Source organism: Flavonifractor sp. An10 (genome assembly GCF_002161215.1).
GTDB lineage: Bacteria > Bacillota > Clostridia > Oscillospirales > Oscillospiraceae > Flavonifractor > Flavonifractor avistercoris.
On record NZ_NFMB01000004.1, the window covers coordinates 35,780 to 50,210 of the forward strand.

Annotated in this window: 14 protein-coding genes and 2 riboswitches; of the genes, 13 read left to right on the top strand and 1 reads right to left on the bottom strand. The window is 68.5% G+C overall.

What is annotated here, in order from left to right; all coding sequences use genetic code 11:
* Positions 1-579, bottom strand: coding sequence for a nucleoside recognition domain-containing protein (locus B5E42_RS07720; RefSeq protein WP_087238360.1), 579 nt, complete (start codon positions 577-579; stop codon positions 1-3).
* Positions 580-829: 250 nt separating this feature from the next.
* On the opposite strand from B5E42_RS07720, the gene B5E42_RS07725 reads away from it, so the two are divergent.
* From B5E42_RS07725 to cobT, 13 genes are all read left to right on the top strand, one after another.
* On the top strand, positions 830-1,792 hold the full coding sequence (locus B5E42_RS07725) for a radical SAM protein (protein ID WP_087238361.1): 963 nt from the start codon (positions 830-832) through the stop codon (positions 1,790-1,792).
* A complete protein-coding gene (locus B5E42_RS07730; protein ID WP_087238363.1) occupies positions 1,789-3,033 on the top strand; it encodes an adenosylhomocysteinase in 1,245 nt (414 codons plus the stop codon). Before B5E42_RS07725 ends, B5E42_RS07730 begins: the two co-directional genes overlap by 4 nt.
* Positions 3,034-3,127: 94 nt before the next feature.
* A riboswitch (SAM riboswitch) is annotated at positions 3,128-3,221 on the top strand.
* A gap of 76 nt (positions 3,222-3,297) precedes the next feature.
* Positions 3,298-4,479, top strand: a complete 1,182-nt coding sequence (gene metK, locus B5E42_RS07735; RefSeq protein WP_087238365.1) for a methionine adenosyltransferase — start codon at positions 3,298-3,300, stop codon at positions 4,477-4,479.
* Positions 4,480-4,608: 129 nt separating this feature from the next.
* Positions 4,609-5,166 (top strand): TetR/AcrR family transcriptional regulator, encoded by a 558-nt coding sequence (locus B5E42_RS07740; RefSeq protein ID WP_087238367.1) that lies wholly within the window; start codon positions 4,609-4,611, stop codon positions 5,164-5,166.
* Between the two features lie 59 nt (positions 5,167-5,225).
* A complete protein-coding gene (locus B5E42_RS07745) occupies positions 5,226-5,633 on the top strand; it encodes a hypothetical protein (protein WP_087238369.1) in 408 nt (135 codons plus the stop codon).
* Positions 5,634-5,676: 43 nt separating this feature from the next.
* Positions 5,677-5,865: riboswitch (cobalamin riboswitch) on the top strand.
* A 112-nt stretch (positions 5,866-5,977) separates the two neighbouring features.
* Positions 5,978-7,141, top strand: a complete 1,164-nt coding sequence (gene cbiD, locus B5E42_RS07750) for a cobalt-precorrin-5B (C(1))-methyltransferase CbiD (RefSeq protein WP_087238371.1) — start codon at positions 5,978-5,980, stop codon at positions 7,139-7,141.
* Between the two features lie 71 nt (positions 7,142-7,212).
* Positions 7,213-7,968 (top strand): precorrin-4 C(11)-methyltransferase, encoded by a 756-nt coding sequence (cobM, locus tag B5E42_RS07755; RefSeq protein WP_087238373.1) that lies wholly within the window; start codon positions 7,213-7,215, stop codon positions 7,966-7,968.
* A complete protein-coding gene (locus tag B5E42_RS07760; RefSeq protein WP_087238376.1) occupies positions 7,965-8,954 on the top strand; it encodes a cobalamin biosynthesis protein in 990 nt (329 codons plus the stop codon). Before cobM ends, B5E42_RS07760 begins: the two co-directional genes overlap by 4 nt.
* On the top strand, positions 8,951-9,688 hold the full coding sequence (gene cobJ, locus B5E42_RS07765) for a precorrin-3B C(17)-methyltransferase (protein WP_087238378.1): 738 nt from the start codon (positions 8,951-8,953) through the stop codon (positions 9,686-9,688). Before B5E42_RS07760 ends, cobJ begins: the two co-directional genes overlap by 4 nt.
* Positions 9,689-9,744: 56 nt before the next feature.
* Positions 9,745-10,488, top strand: a complete 744-nt coding sequence (gene cobK, locus B5E42_RS07770) for a precorrin-6A reductase (RefSeq protein ID WP_087238380.1) — start codon at positions 9,745-9,747, stop codon at positions 10,486-10,488.
* The gene (gene cbiE / locus B5E42_RS07775; RefSeq protein WP_087238382.1) at positions 10,485-11,678 is read left to right on the top strand and encodes a precorrin-6y C5,15-methyltransferase (decarboxylating) subunit CbiE; all 1,194 of its coding nucleotides are present in this window, start codon (positions 10,485-10,487) and stop codon (positions 11,676-11,678) included. Before cobK ends, cbiE begins: the two co-directional genes overlap by 4 nt.
* Positions 11,675-13,051: a cobyrinate a,c-diamide synthase gene (locus B5E42_RS07780; RefSeq protein WP_087238384.1), complete on the top strand. Its 1,377-nt coding sequence runs from the start codon at positions 11,675-11,677 to the stop codon at positions 13,049-13,051. Before cbiE ends, B5E42_RS07780 begins: the two co-directional genes overlap by 4 nt.
* Entirely contained in the window at positions 13,048-14,106 is a 1,059-nt protein-coding gene (gene cobT / locus B5E42_RS07785) for a nicotinate-nucleotide--dimethylbenzimidazole phosphoribosyltransferase (RefSeq protein WP_087238386.1), read from the top strand. The genes B5E42_RS07780 and cobT overlap by 4 nt, the downstream gene beginning before the upstream one ends.
* Positions 14,107-14,431 lie beyond the last annotated feature (325 nt).

Sequence of the window (14,431 nt, forward strand, 5' to 3'; positions counted from 1 at the left end):
TCAGTCCCTCCAGATACGTCCAAACACCTTGGCCGCGGTGATCCCCGCCGCCACCGACAGGGCCGAGGCCAGCCAAACGGCGGGCAGGATGTCGAAGGGGGTCTCGCACCCGGCGGCCAGCCGCACCGAGGCCACGGTGGTGGGGATGAGCTGGATGGAGGCGGTGTTGCACACCACCAGCATGCACAGGGAGTCGGAGGCCCGGCCGGGGGAGCGACGGCTCATGAGCCGGGCCGCCTGGATGCCCAGGGGGGTGGCCGCGTTGCCCAGGCCCAGCAGGTTGGCCGACACGTTGGCCGAGATGCTGTCCATCACCGCCCTGTCCCGGGCGAAGTCGGGGTAGAGCCGGCGGAGCACCGGCCGCAGCAGCCGGGACAGCCCCTCCGACAGGCCGGAGCGTTTCATGATCTCCATCACCCCCATCCACAGGCAGAGCACCCCCGCCATGGACAGGCACAGCTCCACCGCGGCGGCCGCCCCCTCCATGGCCGCCGCCGCCACCGCCGGCCCGTTTCCCGTGGCCAGGCCGCAGAGGATGGATGCCGCCACCATTCCCGTCCAGATCACCGCCATCGCCATGCCGGCCGCCCCCTTTCTCCTCCCATATATACGGGCTGTCCGGGGGAAACATGCCTGCCGGCGGCGGCGGGGCAAAAAGCCGGCGGCCCAGGAAAGATTTCCGGGCGGCATACCTGAGAAATTCCGCCAGAACGGGAAATCTGTCTATGGCGCTTTGGGGCGAACTGCGGTATAATACTCCTATTCCAGGAACGACGATGTAATCTTGCAGCTTGCGCGGCCCCGCGCGGCGGGAAAGGAGTGTGTGCCCATGCGCTTGCCGGCCAGCATCAAGGCCTTTGGGATCACCCGGGCGCTGGACTACCTGGAGCGGGATCCGGATGCCAATCTTCCCCGCCTGATGGAGTGGGTGGACAAATATACCGAGGAACGGCTGAGCCCCGCCTACCGGGAGCTGTTCCACAAGGCCATGACCGACCCGGAGAACAACTGGCACCGGCTCATCAAGAGCATGTATACCGACATTGACAACCGGGTGCTCAAGAAGATTTTTGAGAATTTTGTCATCCACGGCGGCCTGCTGGAGTGGCCGGAGCGCAGCGCGGCGGGGAAGCTGAATCAGGAGGACGCCCCATGGTCGGTGCTCATCGATCCCTCCTTCCCCTGCGCCATGGACTGCGCCGGCTGCGGCGCCTCCATCTACGGCGTGCGGCCCTCCCTGGAGTTTGACAGCATGGACGAGGCGGTGGAGCGCCGGAAGGCCCAGGGCTGCCACCTGTTTATCGTCAGCAGCGGCGACCCCCTGGCTAAGGAGCAGGAGGCCATCGCCCTGTGCAACAAGCACAGCGACTGCGTGTTCGCCGCCTTTACGCCCCCCCAGTCCATTACCGAGCAGCTGTGTGTGGATCTGCTGCGGGTGTGCAACCTGTTCCCCGCCATCCGGGTGGATGTGGATCCCCAGGACGCCAGGCGGGCGGCGGAGCTGCTGCGGCGGTACCGGCTGCCCTTCGGGGTGGCCTGCGGCTGCACGGCGGACAACGCCGACCAGGTGGCCACCAAGACATATTATGACACGGTCATCGGCGTGGGAGCCAAGTTCTGCTGGTTCTTCTCCTGCCCGGCCTACGGGCCGTCCAGGCCCCCCACGCCGGAGCAGCTGGCGGCCATCCACCAGCGTGTCAAAGCCTTCCGCAAAACAGAGCCCCTGCTCACCCTGGATTTCTGGGACGGGCCCGGCATTTCGGAGGCCGCCCCCCAAGGAGGAAAAACATGAGTATTGTAAAGGATATGTCCCTGGCCCCCTCCGGGCGCAGGAAGATCGGCTGGGTGCGGGACTTCATGCCCGCCCTGGGCGGCATCGAGGCCCGGTTTGAGAAGGAGAAGCCCTTTGCCGGGCTGCGGGTGGCGGTGTCCGTCCACCTGGAGGCCAAGACCGCCAACCTGGGCTATGTGCTCTCCAAGGGCGGGGCGGAGGTGCACCTCACCGGCTCCAACCCCCTGTCCACCCAGGACGACGTGGCCGCCGGCCTGGCCGATCTGGGGGTGGAGACCTTCGGCGTCCACGGCGTCAGCGCCGAGGAGTATGAGCGGCTGCTCATCGAGACCATCAAATTCAAGCCCCACCTGATCGTGGACGACGGCGGCGACCTGGTTCACCTGCTGGGGGGCAAGTGCGCCGATCTGGCGGAAAACCTGTTCGGCGGATGTGAGGAGACCACCACCGGCATCCTCCGCCTCAAGGCCCGGGAGCGGGAGGGCATCCTGCCCTGCGCCATGATGGCGGTGAACGACGCCAAGGCCAAGCACTACTATGACAACAAGTACGGCACCGGCCAGAGCGTGTGGGACGCTATCATGCACACCACCAACCTGGTGGTGGCGGGCAAGACCGTGGTGGTGGCCGGGTACGGCTGGTGCGGCAAGGGCGTGGCCATGCGGGCCAGCGGCATGGGGGCCGACGTGATCGTCTGTGAGGTGGATCCCTTCAAGGCCCTGGACGCCACCATGAACGGCTTCCGGGTCATGCCCATGGACGAGGCCGCCAGATACGGCGACGTGTTCGTCACCGTCACCGGCTGCAAGGACGTGATCACCCCGAAGCACTTCGAGGTGATGAAGAACAACGCCATCCTCACCAATGCGGGCCACTTCGACTGCGAGGTGGATGTGGCCGGACTGGCGAAAATGGCCGTACGCCGGGAGGTGCGCCGGGAGAACATCGAGGGCTTCACCCTGTCCGACGGCCGGGTGCTCAACGTCATCGGCGAGGGGCGGCTGGTGAACCTGGCCGCCGGCAACGGCCACCCCGCCGAGATCATGGACATGTCCTTCGCCGTCCAGGCCCTGGCCCTGGAGTGGCTGGTGAAGCACCGGGACGGCCTGGAGAAAAAGCTCTATCAGGTGCCCGCCGAGATCGACGACCAGATCGGCCGGGTGAAGCTGGCCGCCATGGGATTGTCCATCGACACCCTCACCCCCGAGCAGGAGGCGTATCTCAACGGCTGGAAGGCGTGAAAACCGGGGGCCGGAGGCCGGCTATACATATGTCCCGTTTTGTCTATTGAAAAACAGGAGAAAAGCCGGTAGAATAATGACAGTCAATTGAATAGCCTTATCGAGAGCGGTGGAGGGAACGGCCCGATGAAACCCGGCAACCTGCGATGCAAGGTGCCAAATCCGGCGAGGTAATCGAAAGATGAGGATGGATGAGCTCCGCGCGCTCCGCCATCCGGCGGAGCGCGTTTTTGCGCTCACAGTCAGAAAGGAAGGAATTATAACATGGCAAAGCGTCTGTTCACCTCGGAGTCCGTCACCGAGGGACATCCCGACAAAGTCTGCGACCAGATCTCCGACGCCGTCCTGGACGACATTCTGGCCGCCGATCCCACGGCCCATGTGGCCTGCGAGACCTTCACCACCACCGGCATCGTGACGGTGATGGGCGAGATCACCACCAAGCACTACACCGACATCCCCTCCATCGTCCGCCGCACTGTGGAGCGCATCGGCTACACCGATCCCGCCTACGGCTTCGACTACCGCTCCTGCGCGGTGATGACCGCCATTGACGAGCAGTCCCCCGACATCGCCATGGGCGTCAACGAGTCCTACGAGCTCCAGCAGGGCGGCACCGACGAGGCCGACCGCATCGGCGCCGGCGATCAGGGCATGATGTTCGGCTACGCCTGCGACGAGACCCCCGAGCTGATGCCCGCCCCCATCTCCATGGCCCACAAGCTGTCCCGCCGCCTGGCCGACGTGCGCAAGTCCGGCCAGCTCAAGTGGCTACGCCCCGACGGCAAGAGCCAGGTCACCGTGGAGTACGGCGACGACGGACAGGTTCTCTCCTGCCCCGCCATCGTGGTGTCCACCCAGCACGACCCCGACATCGCCCTGAAGGATCTGCGGGAGGCCGTGGTGGAGGAGATCATCAAGCCCATCATCCCCGCCCAGTACATCACCAAGGACACCAAGTTCTACGTCAACCCCACCGGCCGCTTCGTGGTGGGCGGCCCCGTGGGCGACACCGGCCTGACCGGCCGCAAGATCATCGTGGACACCTACGGCGGCTCCGCGGCCCACGGCGGCGGCTGCTTCTCCGGCAAGGATCCCACCAAGGTGGACCGCTCCGCCGCCTACATGGCCCGCTACGTGGCCAAGAACCTGGTGGCCGCCGGCCTGTGCCGCAAGTGCCAGATCGAGCTGGCCTACGCCATCGGCGTGGCCCACCCCGTCTCCGTGCTGGTGGACACCTACGGCACCGGCGTGCTGGACGAGGAGAAGCTCTCCGCCATCGTCAATGAGAACTTCGACCTGCGCCCCGCCAAGATCATCGAGCACCTGGATCTCCGCCGCCCCATCTACGAGCAGACCGCCGCCTACGGCCACTTCGGCCGCACCGACATCGACCTGCCCTGGGAGCACACCGACATGGTGGAGAAGCTGAAGAGCTATCTGTAAGAAAAAACCGGTAGCCTGGAAAAATCCCCGGCGCGGGCACTGCCCGCGCCGGGGATTTCTGCGTATTTCCGGTTGACAGAAGGGCAGGATCTGCTAAAATGAACTTTGTTCAGAATGGGGGCGAGGCGCGTGAATACGGCGGTTACCTCCCGGCAGGCCCTGCTGGCCGCCAGCCGGGCCGTGGCCCGGCGGCAGGGGCTGGACGGCCTGAGCATCCGGGCGGTGGCGGCGGAGGCCGAGGTCTCCGTGGGCTCGGTGTACAACTACTTCTCCGGCAAGGCGGAGCTGATGGCCGCCACGGTGGAGGAGATCTGGGGGCAGATTCTGTCCGCGCCGGAGGCGGAACCGCCGGAGGACTTCGTCTTCTGCGTCCACGGGCTGTTCCGCCGCATCCGAACCGGGGCGGGGGAGTACCCCGGCTTTTTCCGGGGACACGCCGCCGGCTTCCTGCCGGAGGGGCAGGCCGGCGGCCGCCAGGCCATGGAGGAGACCCTGGGGCAGCTCCGCCGGATGCTGCTGCGGGCGCTGGAGGAAGATCGGGCCGTATCGCCCGCCGCCTTTGACGATTGTTTCACCAGGGAGCAGCTGGCCGCCTTTGTGCTGGACAGCCTGCTGGGACAGCTGAGCCGGGGGGCGGACAGCTGCGGCGGGCTGGAGCAGGTGCTCCGGCGGCTGCTCTACCGCTGAAGAGTCCCCGCGCCCGCCGCGGCGCGGAACATGAGATCTGAGACAAGGGGGAACCCGATTTGGTGAAAAAAGAGACGCTGCTCCTGCTGGCCGGACTGGTGTGGGGGGCGGCGGGGGTCAACATCCTGCGCATCGGGCTGCTGGCCTACCCCGGCCACGCCGCGGTGTGGAGCATCGCCCTCTCCGTGCTGGTCTTCGCCCTTTTTCAGGGGAGGGTGTTCGGCCCGCTGGTGCGGCGGCACACGGTGCGAATCCGCGGCTACGGCGCCGTGCGCCAGTGGTTCTGGCGCTTTTTTGACCGGAAGTCCTTCCTGATCATGGCCCTGATGATGACGCTGGGCATCGGCCTGCGGGCCAGCGGCCTGGCGCCGGAGGGCTTTATCGCCGTGTTTTACACCGGCCTGGGCGCCTCCCTGCTGACGGCGGGCATCCGCTTCCTGCTGGCGGCCCCCCGCAGGGAATTTTGAAACCCCGCCTTTACTTTTGCCCCGCATCCTGCTATAATAGCAGGGAATTCAATGCACCCGCAGTGCGCGGCGGAGTCGCGCATCGGGAAGCCGGTGAAAATCCGGCGCAGTCTTACCTCTACTGTAAGCGTGGACAAAGGCGCACAGGCCATTGGTTCTCAGAGAGAACCGAGAAGGCGCGCCGGAGGAGGAAACGCAAGCCAGGAGACCTGCTGTGGTGTGCGAACCGGCGTAGCTCTGAGGTGGAGAGGTGCGGCAGACCCCGACAGCAGGGATGCAAAAGGGATGCAAGGATCCTCCTCGTCAGCCGAGGAGGATCTTTTTTGTTGTCAGGAGGTGTCTGTGTGGCAAAGCTGGAGCTCTATATCCCGGTGGGGCGGCAGAAGCTGCGCTGCGGCTACACCACCGGCACCTGCGCCGCGGCGGCCGCCGCCGGGGCCGCGGCCCGGCTGCTCACCGGCGAGACCCTGCCCGCCGTGCGCATCGCCACCCCGGCGGGGGTGGCGGTGGAGGCCGAGCTGCTCCGGCACGCCGCCGGGGAGGGCTGGGCCGCCTGCGCGGTGCGCAAGGACGGCGGCGACGACCCGGACGTCACCGACGGGGCGCTGATCTTCGCCCGGGTGGAGCGGGCGGACACCCCCGGCATTATTATCGACGGCGGCGAAGGGGTGGGCCGGGTGACCCTGCCCGGCCTGGATCAGCCGGTGGGGGCGGCGGCCATCAACTCCACCCCCCGGCGGATGATCGCGGAGCAGCTGGAGAGCGCCGCCGCCAAAGCCGGGTACACCGGCGGCCTGCGGGCGGTGATCTCCGTGCCGGAGGGGGAGGCCCTGGCAAAGCGCACCTTCAACCCCCGGATGGGCATCGTGGGGGGCATCTCCATCCTGGGCACCAGCGGGATTGTGAGGCCCATGAGCGAGGCGGCCCTGATCGACTCCCTCTACCTGGAGATGGACCAGCGGCGGGCGGCGGGGGTGGAGGATCTGCTCCTCACCCCCGGCAACTACGGGGAGAGCTTCGCCAGGGAGGTGCTGGGCCTGAACCTGCACCGCTGGTGCATGTGCAGCAACTACCTGGGGGCGGCCATCGACCACGCCGCCGGGGCGGGGTTCCGCTCGGTGCTGGTGGTGGGGCACCTGGGCAAGCTGATCAAGGCGGCGGCCGGGTGCATGAACACCCACTCCAAGACCGCCGACGCCCGGCGGGAGACCCTCACTGCCCACGCCGCCCTGGCCGGGGCGGACAGGGCGCTGCTGCGGGCCCTCTTTGACAGCCTCACCACCGACGCGGGGGTGGAGCTGCTGAAACAGGCCGGCCTGCTGGGGCCGGTGATGGCCTCCATCGGGGAGGCCCTGGACGGACAGCTGAAGCGCCGGGCGGGGGAGGGGCTGGCCATCGAGGCCCTGTTCTTCTCCAACCAGTACGGCATTTTGGGAAAGACCCCGGGGGCGGAGCGGCTGCTGGCCCTCCACCGGGCGGAGCCGGATGGCGAAACGGCGGGCGGATGATATCCGCCCCTGTGGATATGGATGTAGGGGCGGCCTGCGGCCGCCCGCACGATACAGATAGGAGTTTTATTATGGTACATTTCATCGGCGCGGGCCCCGGCGGGGCGGATCTGATCACGGTGCGGGGCGCCAGACTGCTGGGGGAGGCCGACGTGATCATCTACGCCGGATCCCTGGTGAACCCCGCCCTGCTGGACTACAAGAAGGAGGGCTGCCAGGTCTATGACAGCGCCTCCATGACCCTGGAGCAGGTCATCGAAGTGATGAAGGCCGCCGAGGAGAGGGGCGGCGTCACCGTCCGCCTCCACACCGGCGACCCCTCCCTCTACGGGGCCATCCGGGAGCAGATGGACGAGCTGGACGCTCTGGGCATCCCCTACGACGTGACCCCCGGCGTGTCCTCCTTCTCCGGGGCGGCGGCGGCCCTCAACGCCGAGTATACCCTGCCGGAGGTATCACAGTCTGTGATCATCACCCGCATGGCGGGACGGACGCCGGTGCCCGAGGGGGAGAGGCTGCGCAAGCTGGCCTCCCACGGCTGCACCATGGTGCTGTTCCTGTCCACCGGCCTGCTGGAGCAGGTGGAGGAGGAGCTGCTGGCCGGGGGCTATGCCCCCGACACCCCGGCGGCCATCGTCTACAAGGCCACCTGGCCGGAGGAGAAGGTGTTCCGCTGCACCGTGTCCACCCTGGCAAAGACCGCCAGGAAGAACAAGATTGCCAAGACGGCGCTGATTACCATCGGGCATTTTCTGGGGGATGATTACGAGCGCTCCAAGCTCTACGACCCCGCCTTCACCCACGAGTTCCGGGAGGCCAGTCGATGACCGTGGCGGTGATCGCCTTTACCCGCAGAGGCGCGGCCCTGGGGAAAACCCTGGCGGCCGCCCTGGGCGGCACCCTGGCCGCCCCCGCCCGCTTTGCCGCAGACGTGGGGGCGGAGCCGGTTCCCTCCCTGGACGCCTGGACGGCGGCACAGTGGGGGAGGGCCGAGGGGCTGATCTTCGTGGGGGCGGCGGGCATCGCCGTGCGGGCCATCGCCCCCCATGTCAAGGATAAGTTCACCGACCCCGCCGTAGTCAGCGTGGACGAGGCGGGGCGGTTTGCCGTCCCCCTGCTGTCCGGTCACGTGGGGGGCGCCAATGCGCTGGCCCTCCGGGTGGCGGCCCTCACCGGCGGACAGGCGGCGGTGTCCACCGCCACCGACGTCAACGGCCTCTTCGCCGTGGACGTGTGGGCGAAAGGGAACGGCCTTGCCATCACCGACCGGACGCTGGCGAAAGAGGTCTCCGCCGCCCTGCTGGACGGGACGCCGGTGGGCTTTGCCAGCGACTTCAGCCACCCCTGCCCGGAGGGCCTCACGGACGGCCCGGCGGAGCTGGGGGTGTGGGTCACCGATCGGACGGGGGCGGGGCCCTTTTCCCGCACCCTGCGGCTGGCTCCCCAAAGCCTGATTTTAGGCATCGGCTGCCGCCGGGGGACGGAACAGGCGGCCATCGAGGCCCTGACCTCCGCCGCCCTGGCGGGGTATGAGCCCCGGGCCGTGGCGGCGGTTGCCACCATCGACTTAAAGAAAGACGAGCCGGGCCTGCTGGCCTTCTGCCAGGCCCATCACCTGCCCCTGCGCACCTTCCCGGCGGAGGTGCTGGCGGCGGCGGAGGGGGACTTCACCCCCTCGGATTTTGTGAAAAGTGTCACCGGCGTGGACAACGTGTGCGAGCGGGCGGCGGTGTGTGCCGGGGGGTGGATCATCGTCCCCAAGCAGGCGAAAAACGGCGTCACCGTTGCGGTGGCGAGAAAGGAAACCCTATGAAAGTGACTGTCATCGGGCTGGGCCCCGGCGGCGGGGCGGATCTCACCGGCCGGGCCCGGGCCGCCCTGGAGGAGTGCGACCTGCTTGTGGGCTATACCGCCTACATCGACCTGGTGAAGGAGGACTTCCCGGACAAGGAGACCCTGTCCACCGGCATGCGGCGGGAGGTGGACCGCTGCCGGGCGGCGGTGGAGGCCGCCCTCACCGGCAAAAACGTGGCGGTGGTGTGCTCCGGCGACTCCGGTGTGTACGGCATGGCGGGCCTGATCTACGAGGTGGCCCAGGAGTACGACCCCATCGACATCGAGGTGGTGCCCGGCATCACCGCCGCCTGCGGCGGGGCCGCCGTGCTGGGGGCCCCCCTGACCCACGACTTCGCCGTGGTGTCCCTGTCCGACCTGCTCACCCCCTGGGAGAAAATCGAGGCGCGGCTCACCGCTGCCGCCCGGGCGGACTTCGTCCTCTGCCTCTACAACCCGGCCAGCAGGAGCCGGCCGGACTACCTCCGGCGGGCCTGCGACATCCTGCTCGCCGCCGGCAAGAGCCCGGACACCGTCTGCGGCACCGTGCGCAACATCGGCCGGGCGGGGGAGGAGGCCCGCATCCTCACCCTGGGCCGGCTGCGGGACACCCAGGTGGACATGTTCACCACCGTGTTTGTGGGGAACAGCCAGACCAAGGTGCTGGGCGGCAAGATGGTCACCCCCCGGGGTTATTTCCAGCGGGAAAATTGAGGTGGGCGCGCCGGGTCGTCGCGCCCCACGGACACCCGCACACAAGGAGGAGGACGATGGACAAAATCCTATTGTTCGGCGGCACCGGGGAGGGCCGGGCCCTGGCGGAGTGGATGCTTGCAGAGCGCATCCCCTGCACGGTCTGTGTGGCCACGGAGTACGGGGAGACCCTGCTCCCCGCCGGGGCGGAGGCCCACGTGGGCCGCATGGACCGGGATGAGATGGCGGCCCTGATGGGGCGAGGCTACGCCCTGGTGGTGGACGCCACCCACCCCTACGCGGTGGAGGTGACGGAGAACATCAAAGCCGCGGCGGAGGCGGCGGGCCTGCCCCGGCTGCGGCTGGTTCGCCAGTCCGGCGGGGGGGACGGCTGCCTCCGGGCGGCGGACATGGCCGGTGCGGCGGCGCTGCTGAGAGAGCTGCCCGGCAACGTACTCCTCACCACCGGCAGCAAGGAGCTCCACCACTTCGCCGTCCCCGGCCTGGCGGAGCGGTGCTATCCCCGGGTGCTGCCCATGGTGGACTCCCTGGAGCGGTGCCTGACGCTGGGCTTTCCGCCCAGGAACATCATCTGCATGCAGGGGCCCTTCTCCAAAGAGCTGAACGTGGCCCTGCTGCGGCAGTACCGGATCAAAACCCTGGTGACCAAGGACACCGGCGGCTATGGCGGCTTCCGGGAGAAGGCGGAGGCGGCCCAAGAGGCGGGCTGTGCCCTGCTGGTGGTGGAGCGGCCCGGCGCGGAGGACGGCCTGACCCTGGAACAGATTCAGGCAGAGATTGCAAGGAGGACGGGCGTATGAAGGTCTATCTCATCGGCGTGGGCATGGGCAACCCGGAGACCCTGACAGTCCGCGCCCTGGAGGCCATCCAGGCGTGCCCCGTGCTGGTGGGGGCCCGCCGCCTGCTGGAGCCCTGGGCGGAGAGCCACGAATGTGTGCCCCTCATCACCGCCGCCGACATCGCCGAGTTCATCGGAAAGACCCCGGAGGGCCCTGTGGCCGTCCTCCTGTCCGGCGACACCGGGTTTTACAGCGGGGCCAGGAACCTGTGGCCCCTGCTGGGCAGCTACGAGGTGGAGACGGTGCCCGGCATCTCCTCCCTCACCTACTTCTGCGCCAAGATCCAGACCACCTGGCAGGACGCGAAACTGGTCAGCGCCCACGGCCGGGCCCACAACCTGGCGGGGGAGATCCAGCGCAGCGTCAAGACCTTCGCCCTCACCGGCGGGGCCACCAGGGTGGAGGACGTGTGCCGGGAGCTGGTGGAGCGGGGCCTGGGGGAGGTCCAGCTCTCCGTGGGGGAGCGGCTGAGTTACTCCGACGAGCGCATCGTCACCGGCACGGCGGCGGAGCTGGCGGGGGAGACCTTCGCCGACCTGTCCGTCCTGCTGGCGGAGAACCCCGACCCGGTGGTGCGGCCGTGGAACGGCTCCGGCCTGCCCGACGGGGCCTTCCTCCGGGGGGACGTGCCCATGACCAAGGAGGAGGTGCGCGCTCTCGCCCTGTCCAAGCTGCGGCTGGAGGAACACCACGTGGTGTGGGACGTGGGGGCGGGCACCGGCTCCGTCTCCGTGGAGTGCGCCCTGTCCTGCCCCGCCGGGCGGGTGTACGCCGTGGAGAAGAAGGACGCCGCCCTGGCCCTGCTGGCCGAGAACAAGGCCCGGTTCCACGCCGTCAATCTGGAGATTGTGGCGGGGACGGCCCCGGAGGCCCTGGAAAATCTGCCCGCCCCCGACCGGGTGTTCCTGGGGGGCACCTCCGGCAGCCTGGAGGAGATTCTCCAGGTGGTGTTCCATAAGAATCCCGCCGCCCGGGTGGTGTGCACCGCCGTCACTCTGGAGACGGTGGGGGAGGCGGCCAAATGCTTTGCCCGGCTGGGCAGTCCGGACATGGTGCAGATCTCTGTCACCCGCACCCGCCCGGCGGGGCGGTACCACCTGATGGACGCCCAGAACCCGGTGTGGATCTTCTCCGGGGAGGGGCTGGCATGAGCGCGCCCCGTCTGCTGCTCTGCGCCCCGGCCAGCGGGGGCGGCAAGACCACCCTGACCTGCGCCATCCTCCAGGTTCTGGTGAACCGGGGGGCAAACCCGGTGGCCTTCAAGTGCGGCCCGGACTACATCGACCCCATGTTCCACAGCGAGATCATCGGGGCCAAAAGCCGCAACCTGGATCTGTTCTTCCTGGGGGCGGACACCACCCGGTATCTGCTGGAGGAGAACAGCCGGGACAGCAGCCTGGCCCTCATCGAGGGGGTCATGGGCTACTACGACGGCATCGGCCTCAGCGCCGAGGCCAGCGCCTACGACCTGGCCCGCGCCACCCGCACCCCGGCGGTGCTGGTGCTGGACGGCCGGGGGCGGGCCCTCACCGCCGCCGCCGTGGTGAAGGGCATGAAAGACTTCCGGCCGGACAGCGGCATCGCGGGGGTCATTCTCAACCGGGTGTCCCCCATGCTCTACCCCCGCTTGAGGGAGGCCATCGAGAGGGAGACGGGGGTAAAGGTCTACGGCTTTCTCCCCAACCGGCCGGACTGCGCCCTGGAGAGCCGCCACCTGGGGCTGGTCACCGCCGCCGAGGTGGCGGGCCTGAAGGAGAAGCTGTCCGCCCTGGCCGCCCAGACCGAGGAAACGGTGGATATCGACGGCCTGCTGGCCCTGGCGGCCTCCGCCCCGGAGCTGGCGGCCAAACCCATGGCCCTGCCGGAGCCGGTGGAGGGGAGGCCCCGCATCGCCGTGGCGAGGGATAAGGCCTTCTGCTTCTACTACGCCGACGGCCTGGCCCTGCTGGAAAAGCTGGGGGCGGAGCTGGTGGAGTTCTCCCCCCTGGCCGACGAGGGCCTGCCCGAGGGAATCTGCGGCCTCTACCTGGGGGGCGGCTACCCGGAGCTGTACGCCGAGGCGCTGGCGGACAACCGCCCCATGCGGGAGGAAGTGCGCGCCGCCGTGCTGGGCGGCCTGCCCACGGTGGCCGAGTGCGGCGGATTCCTCTACTTGAATCAGACCCTGGCCGACGGGGAGGGCCGGGAATGGCCCATGGCGGGGGTGTTCCCAGGCCGGGCGGCCAACACCGGTAAGCTGGGCCGGTTCGGGTATATCACCCTGACGGCCAAAACCGACGGGCTGCTGGGCCCGGCGGGGACGAAGATCCCCGCCCATGAGTTCCACTACTGGGACACCGACGCGCCGGGGAGCGCCTTCCGGGCGGAGAAGCCCCAGAGCACCCGGGGCTGGGACTGCGCCTACCACACCCCAACCCTCTACGCCGGGTTCCCCCATTTCCACTTCTGCGCCGCGCGGTCGGCGGCACAGAGATTCGTGGCGGCAGCCCGCCGCTGTCAAAACAATCAGGAGGCATTGTCATGACGCTGGAAGAAGTCATTCAGGGGATCGTCCCCGCCGATGAAGAGGCCATGGGTCGGGCGAAGGCCCGGTGGGACTCCATTGCCAAGCCCCTGGGCAGCCTGGGGGCGCTGGAGGACGCGGTGATCCGCATCGCCGGCATGACCGGAAGCCCCGACGTGGACATCTCCAAACGGGCGGTGGTGGTCATGTGCGCCGACAACGGCGTGGTGGCCGAGGGGGTCACCCAGACCGGCCAGGAGGTCACCGCCATCGTGGCGGAGAACATGTCCACCGGGGACACCAGCGTGTGCGCCATGTCCCGCGCCGCAGGCGCGGAGGTGGTGCCGGTGGACATCGGCACCGTCACCCCCCTGAAGGGAGCGCGCATCCGCCAGAAGTGCGTCCGCCGGGGCACCGCCAACATGACCCAGGGCCCCGCCATGAGCCGGGAGGAGGCCGTCCAGGCCATCCTGGCGGGGGTGGAGATTGCCCGGGAGCTGCGGGGCCGGGGCGTCAAGCTGCTGGCCACCGGTGAGATGGGCATCGGCAACACCACCACATCCTCCGCCCTGGCCGCCGTGCTGCTGAACCGGCCGGTGGAGGATATGACCGGCCGGGGGGCGGGGCTGTCCTCCGAGGGCCTGCAGAGAAAGATCCGGGCCATCGAGACCGCCGTCCGGGTGAACCGGCCCGACCCCGGCGACGTGCTGGACGTGCTCCACAAGGTGGGGGGGCTGGACATCGCCGGGCTGGCCGGCGTGTTCCTGGGGGGCGCCCTGTGCCGCACCCCCGTGCTGGTGGACGGGTTCATCTCCTCCGTGGCCGCCCTGGTGGCCGCCCGGCTGTGCCCCCAATGTAAGGACTACATGCTGGGCTCCCACGCCTCCGAGGAGCCGGCCAGCCAGCTGGTGCTCTCTGAGCTGAACCTGCGGCCCTTCCTCTACGCCGGGATGCGCTTGGGGGAGGGCACCGGCGCCGTGGCCGTTATGCCTCTGCTGGACATGGGCCTGGCGGTCTATCGGGAGATGACCACCTTTGAGGATACGAACATTGAGGCATACCAGCCATTAGTCTAGGGGGGACTTTGTCTTCTGAAATCAAGGTGGCTGACGCTTGATTTCCATCGAACCTGCCCCCGGCAGGTTCGACCCTAGATACGGCGGCGGTTCCCAAGGAAACCGCCGCCGATACCCCCCTCACCCGCGCCTGCGCGGGTGGTTGCCCGCCGGTGGCGGAGCAAGCAGTGGTGTGCTGCGCAGGCGCGCAAGGTGAATTGCCCCGTAGGGGCAAGAGAAGGCACCCTGGGGTGTGTCCTGCTCCGCACAGATTTTGATTGGATTTCGCCGCGAGGCGGCGAAACTCTGCGAGGCCGTAGGGCGGGGGCTTGCCCCCGCCGATGGG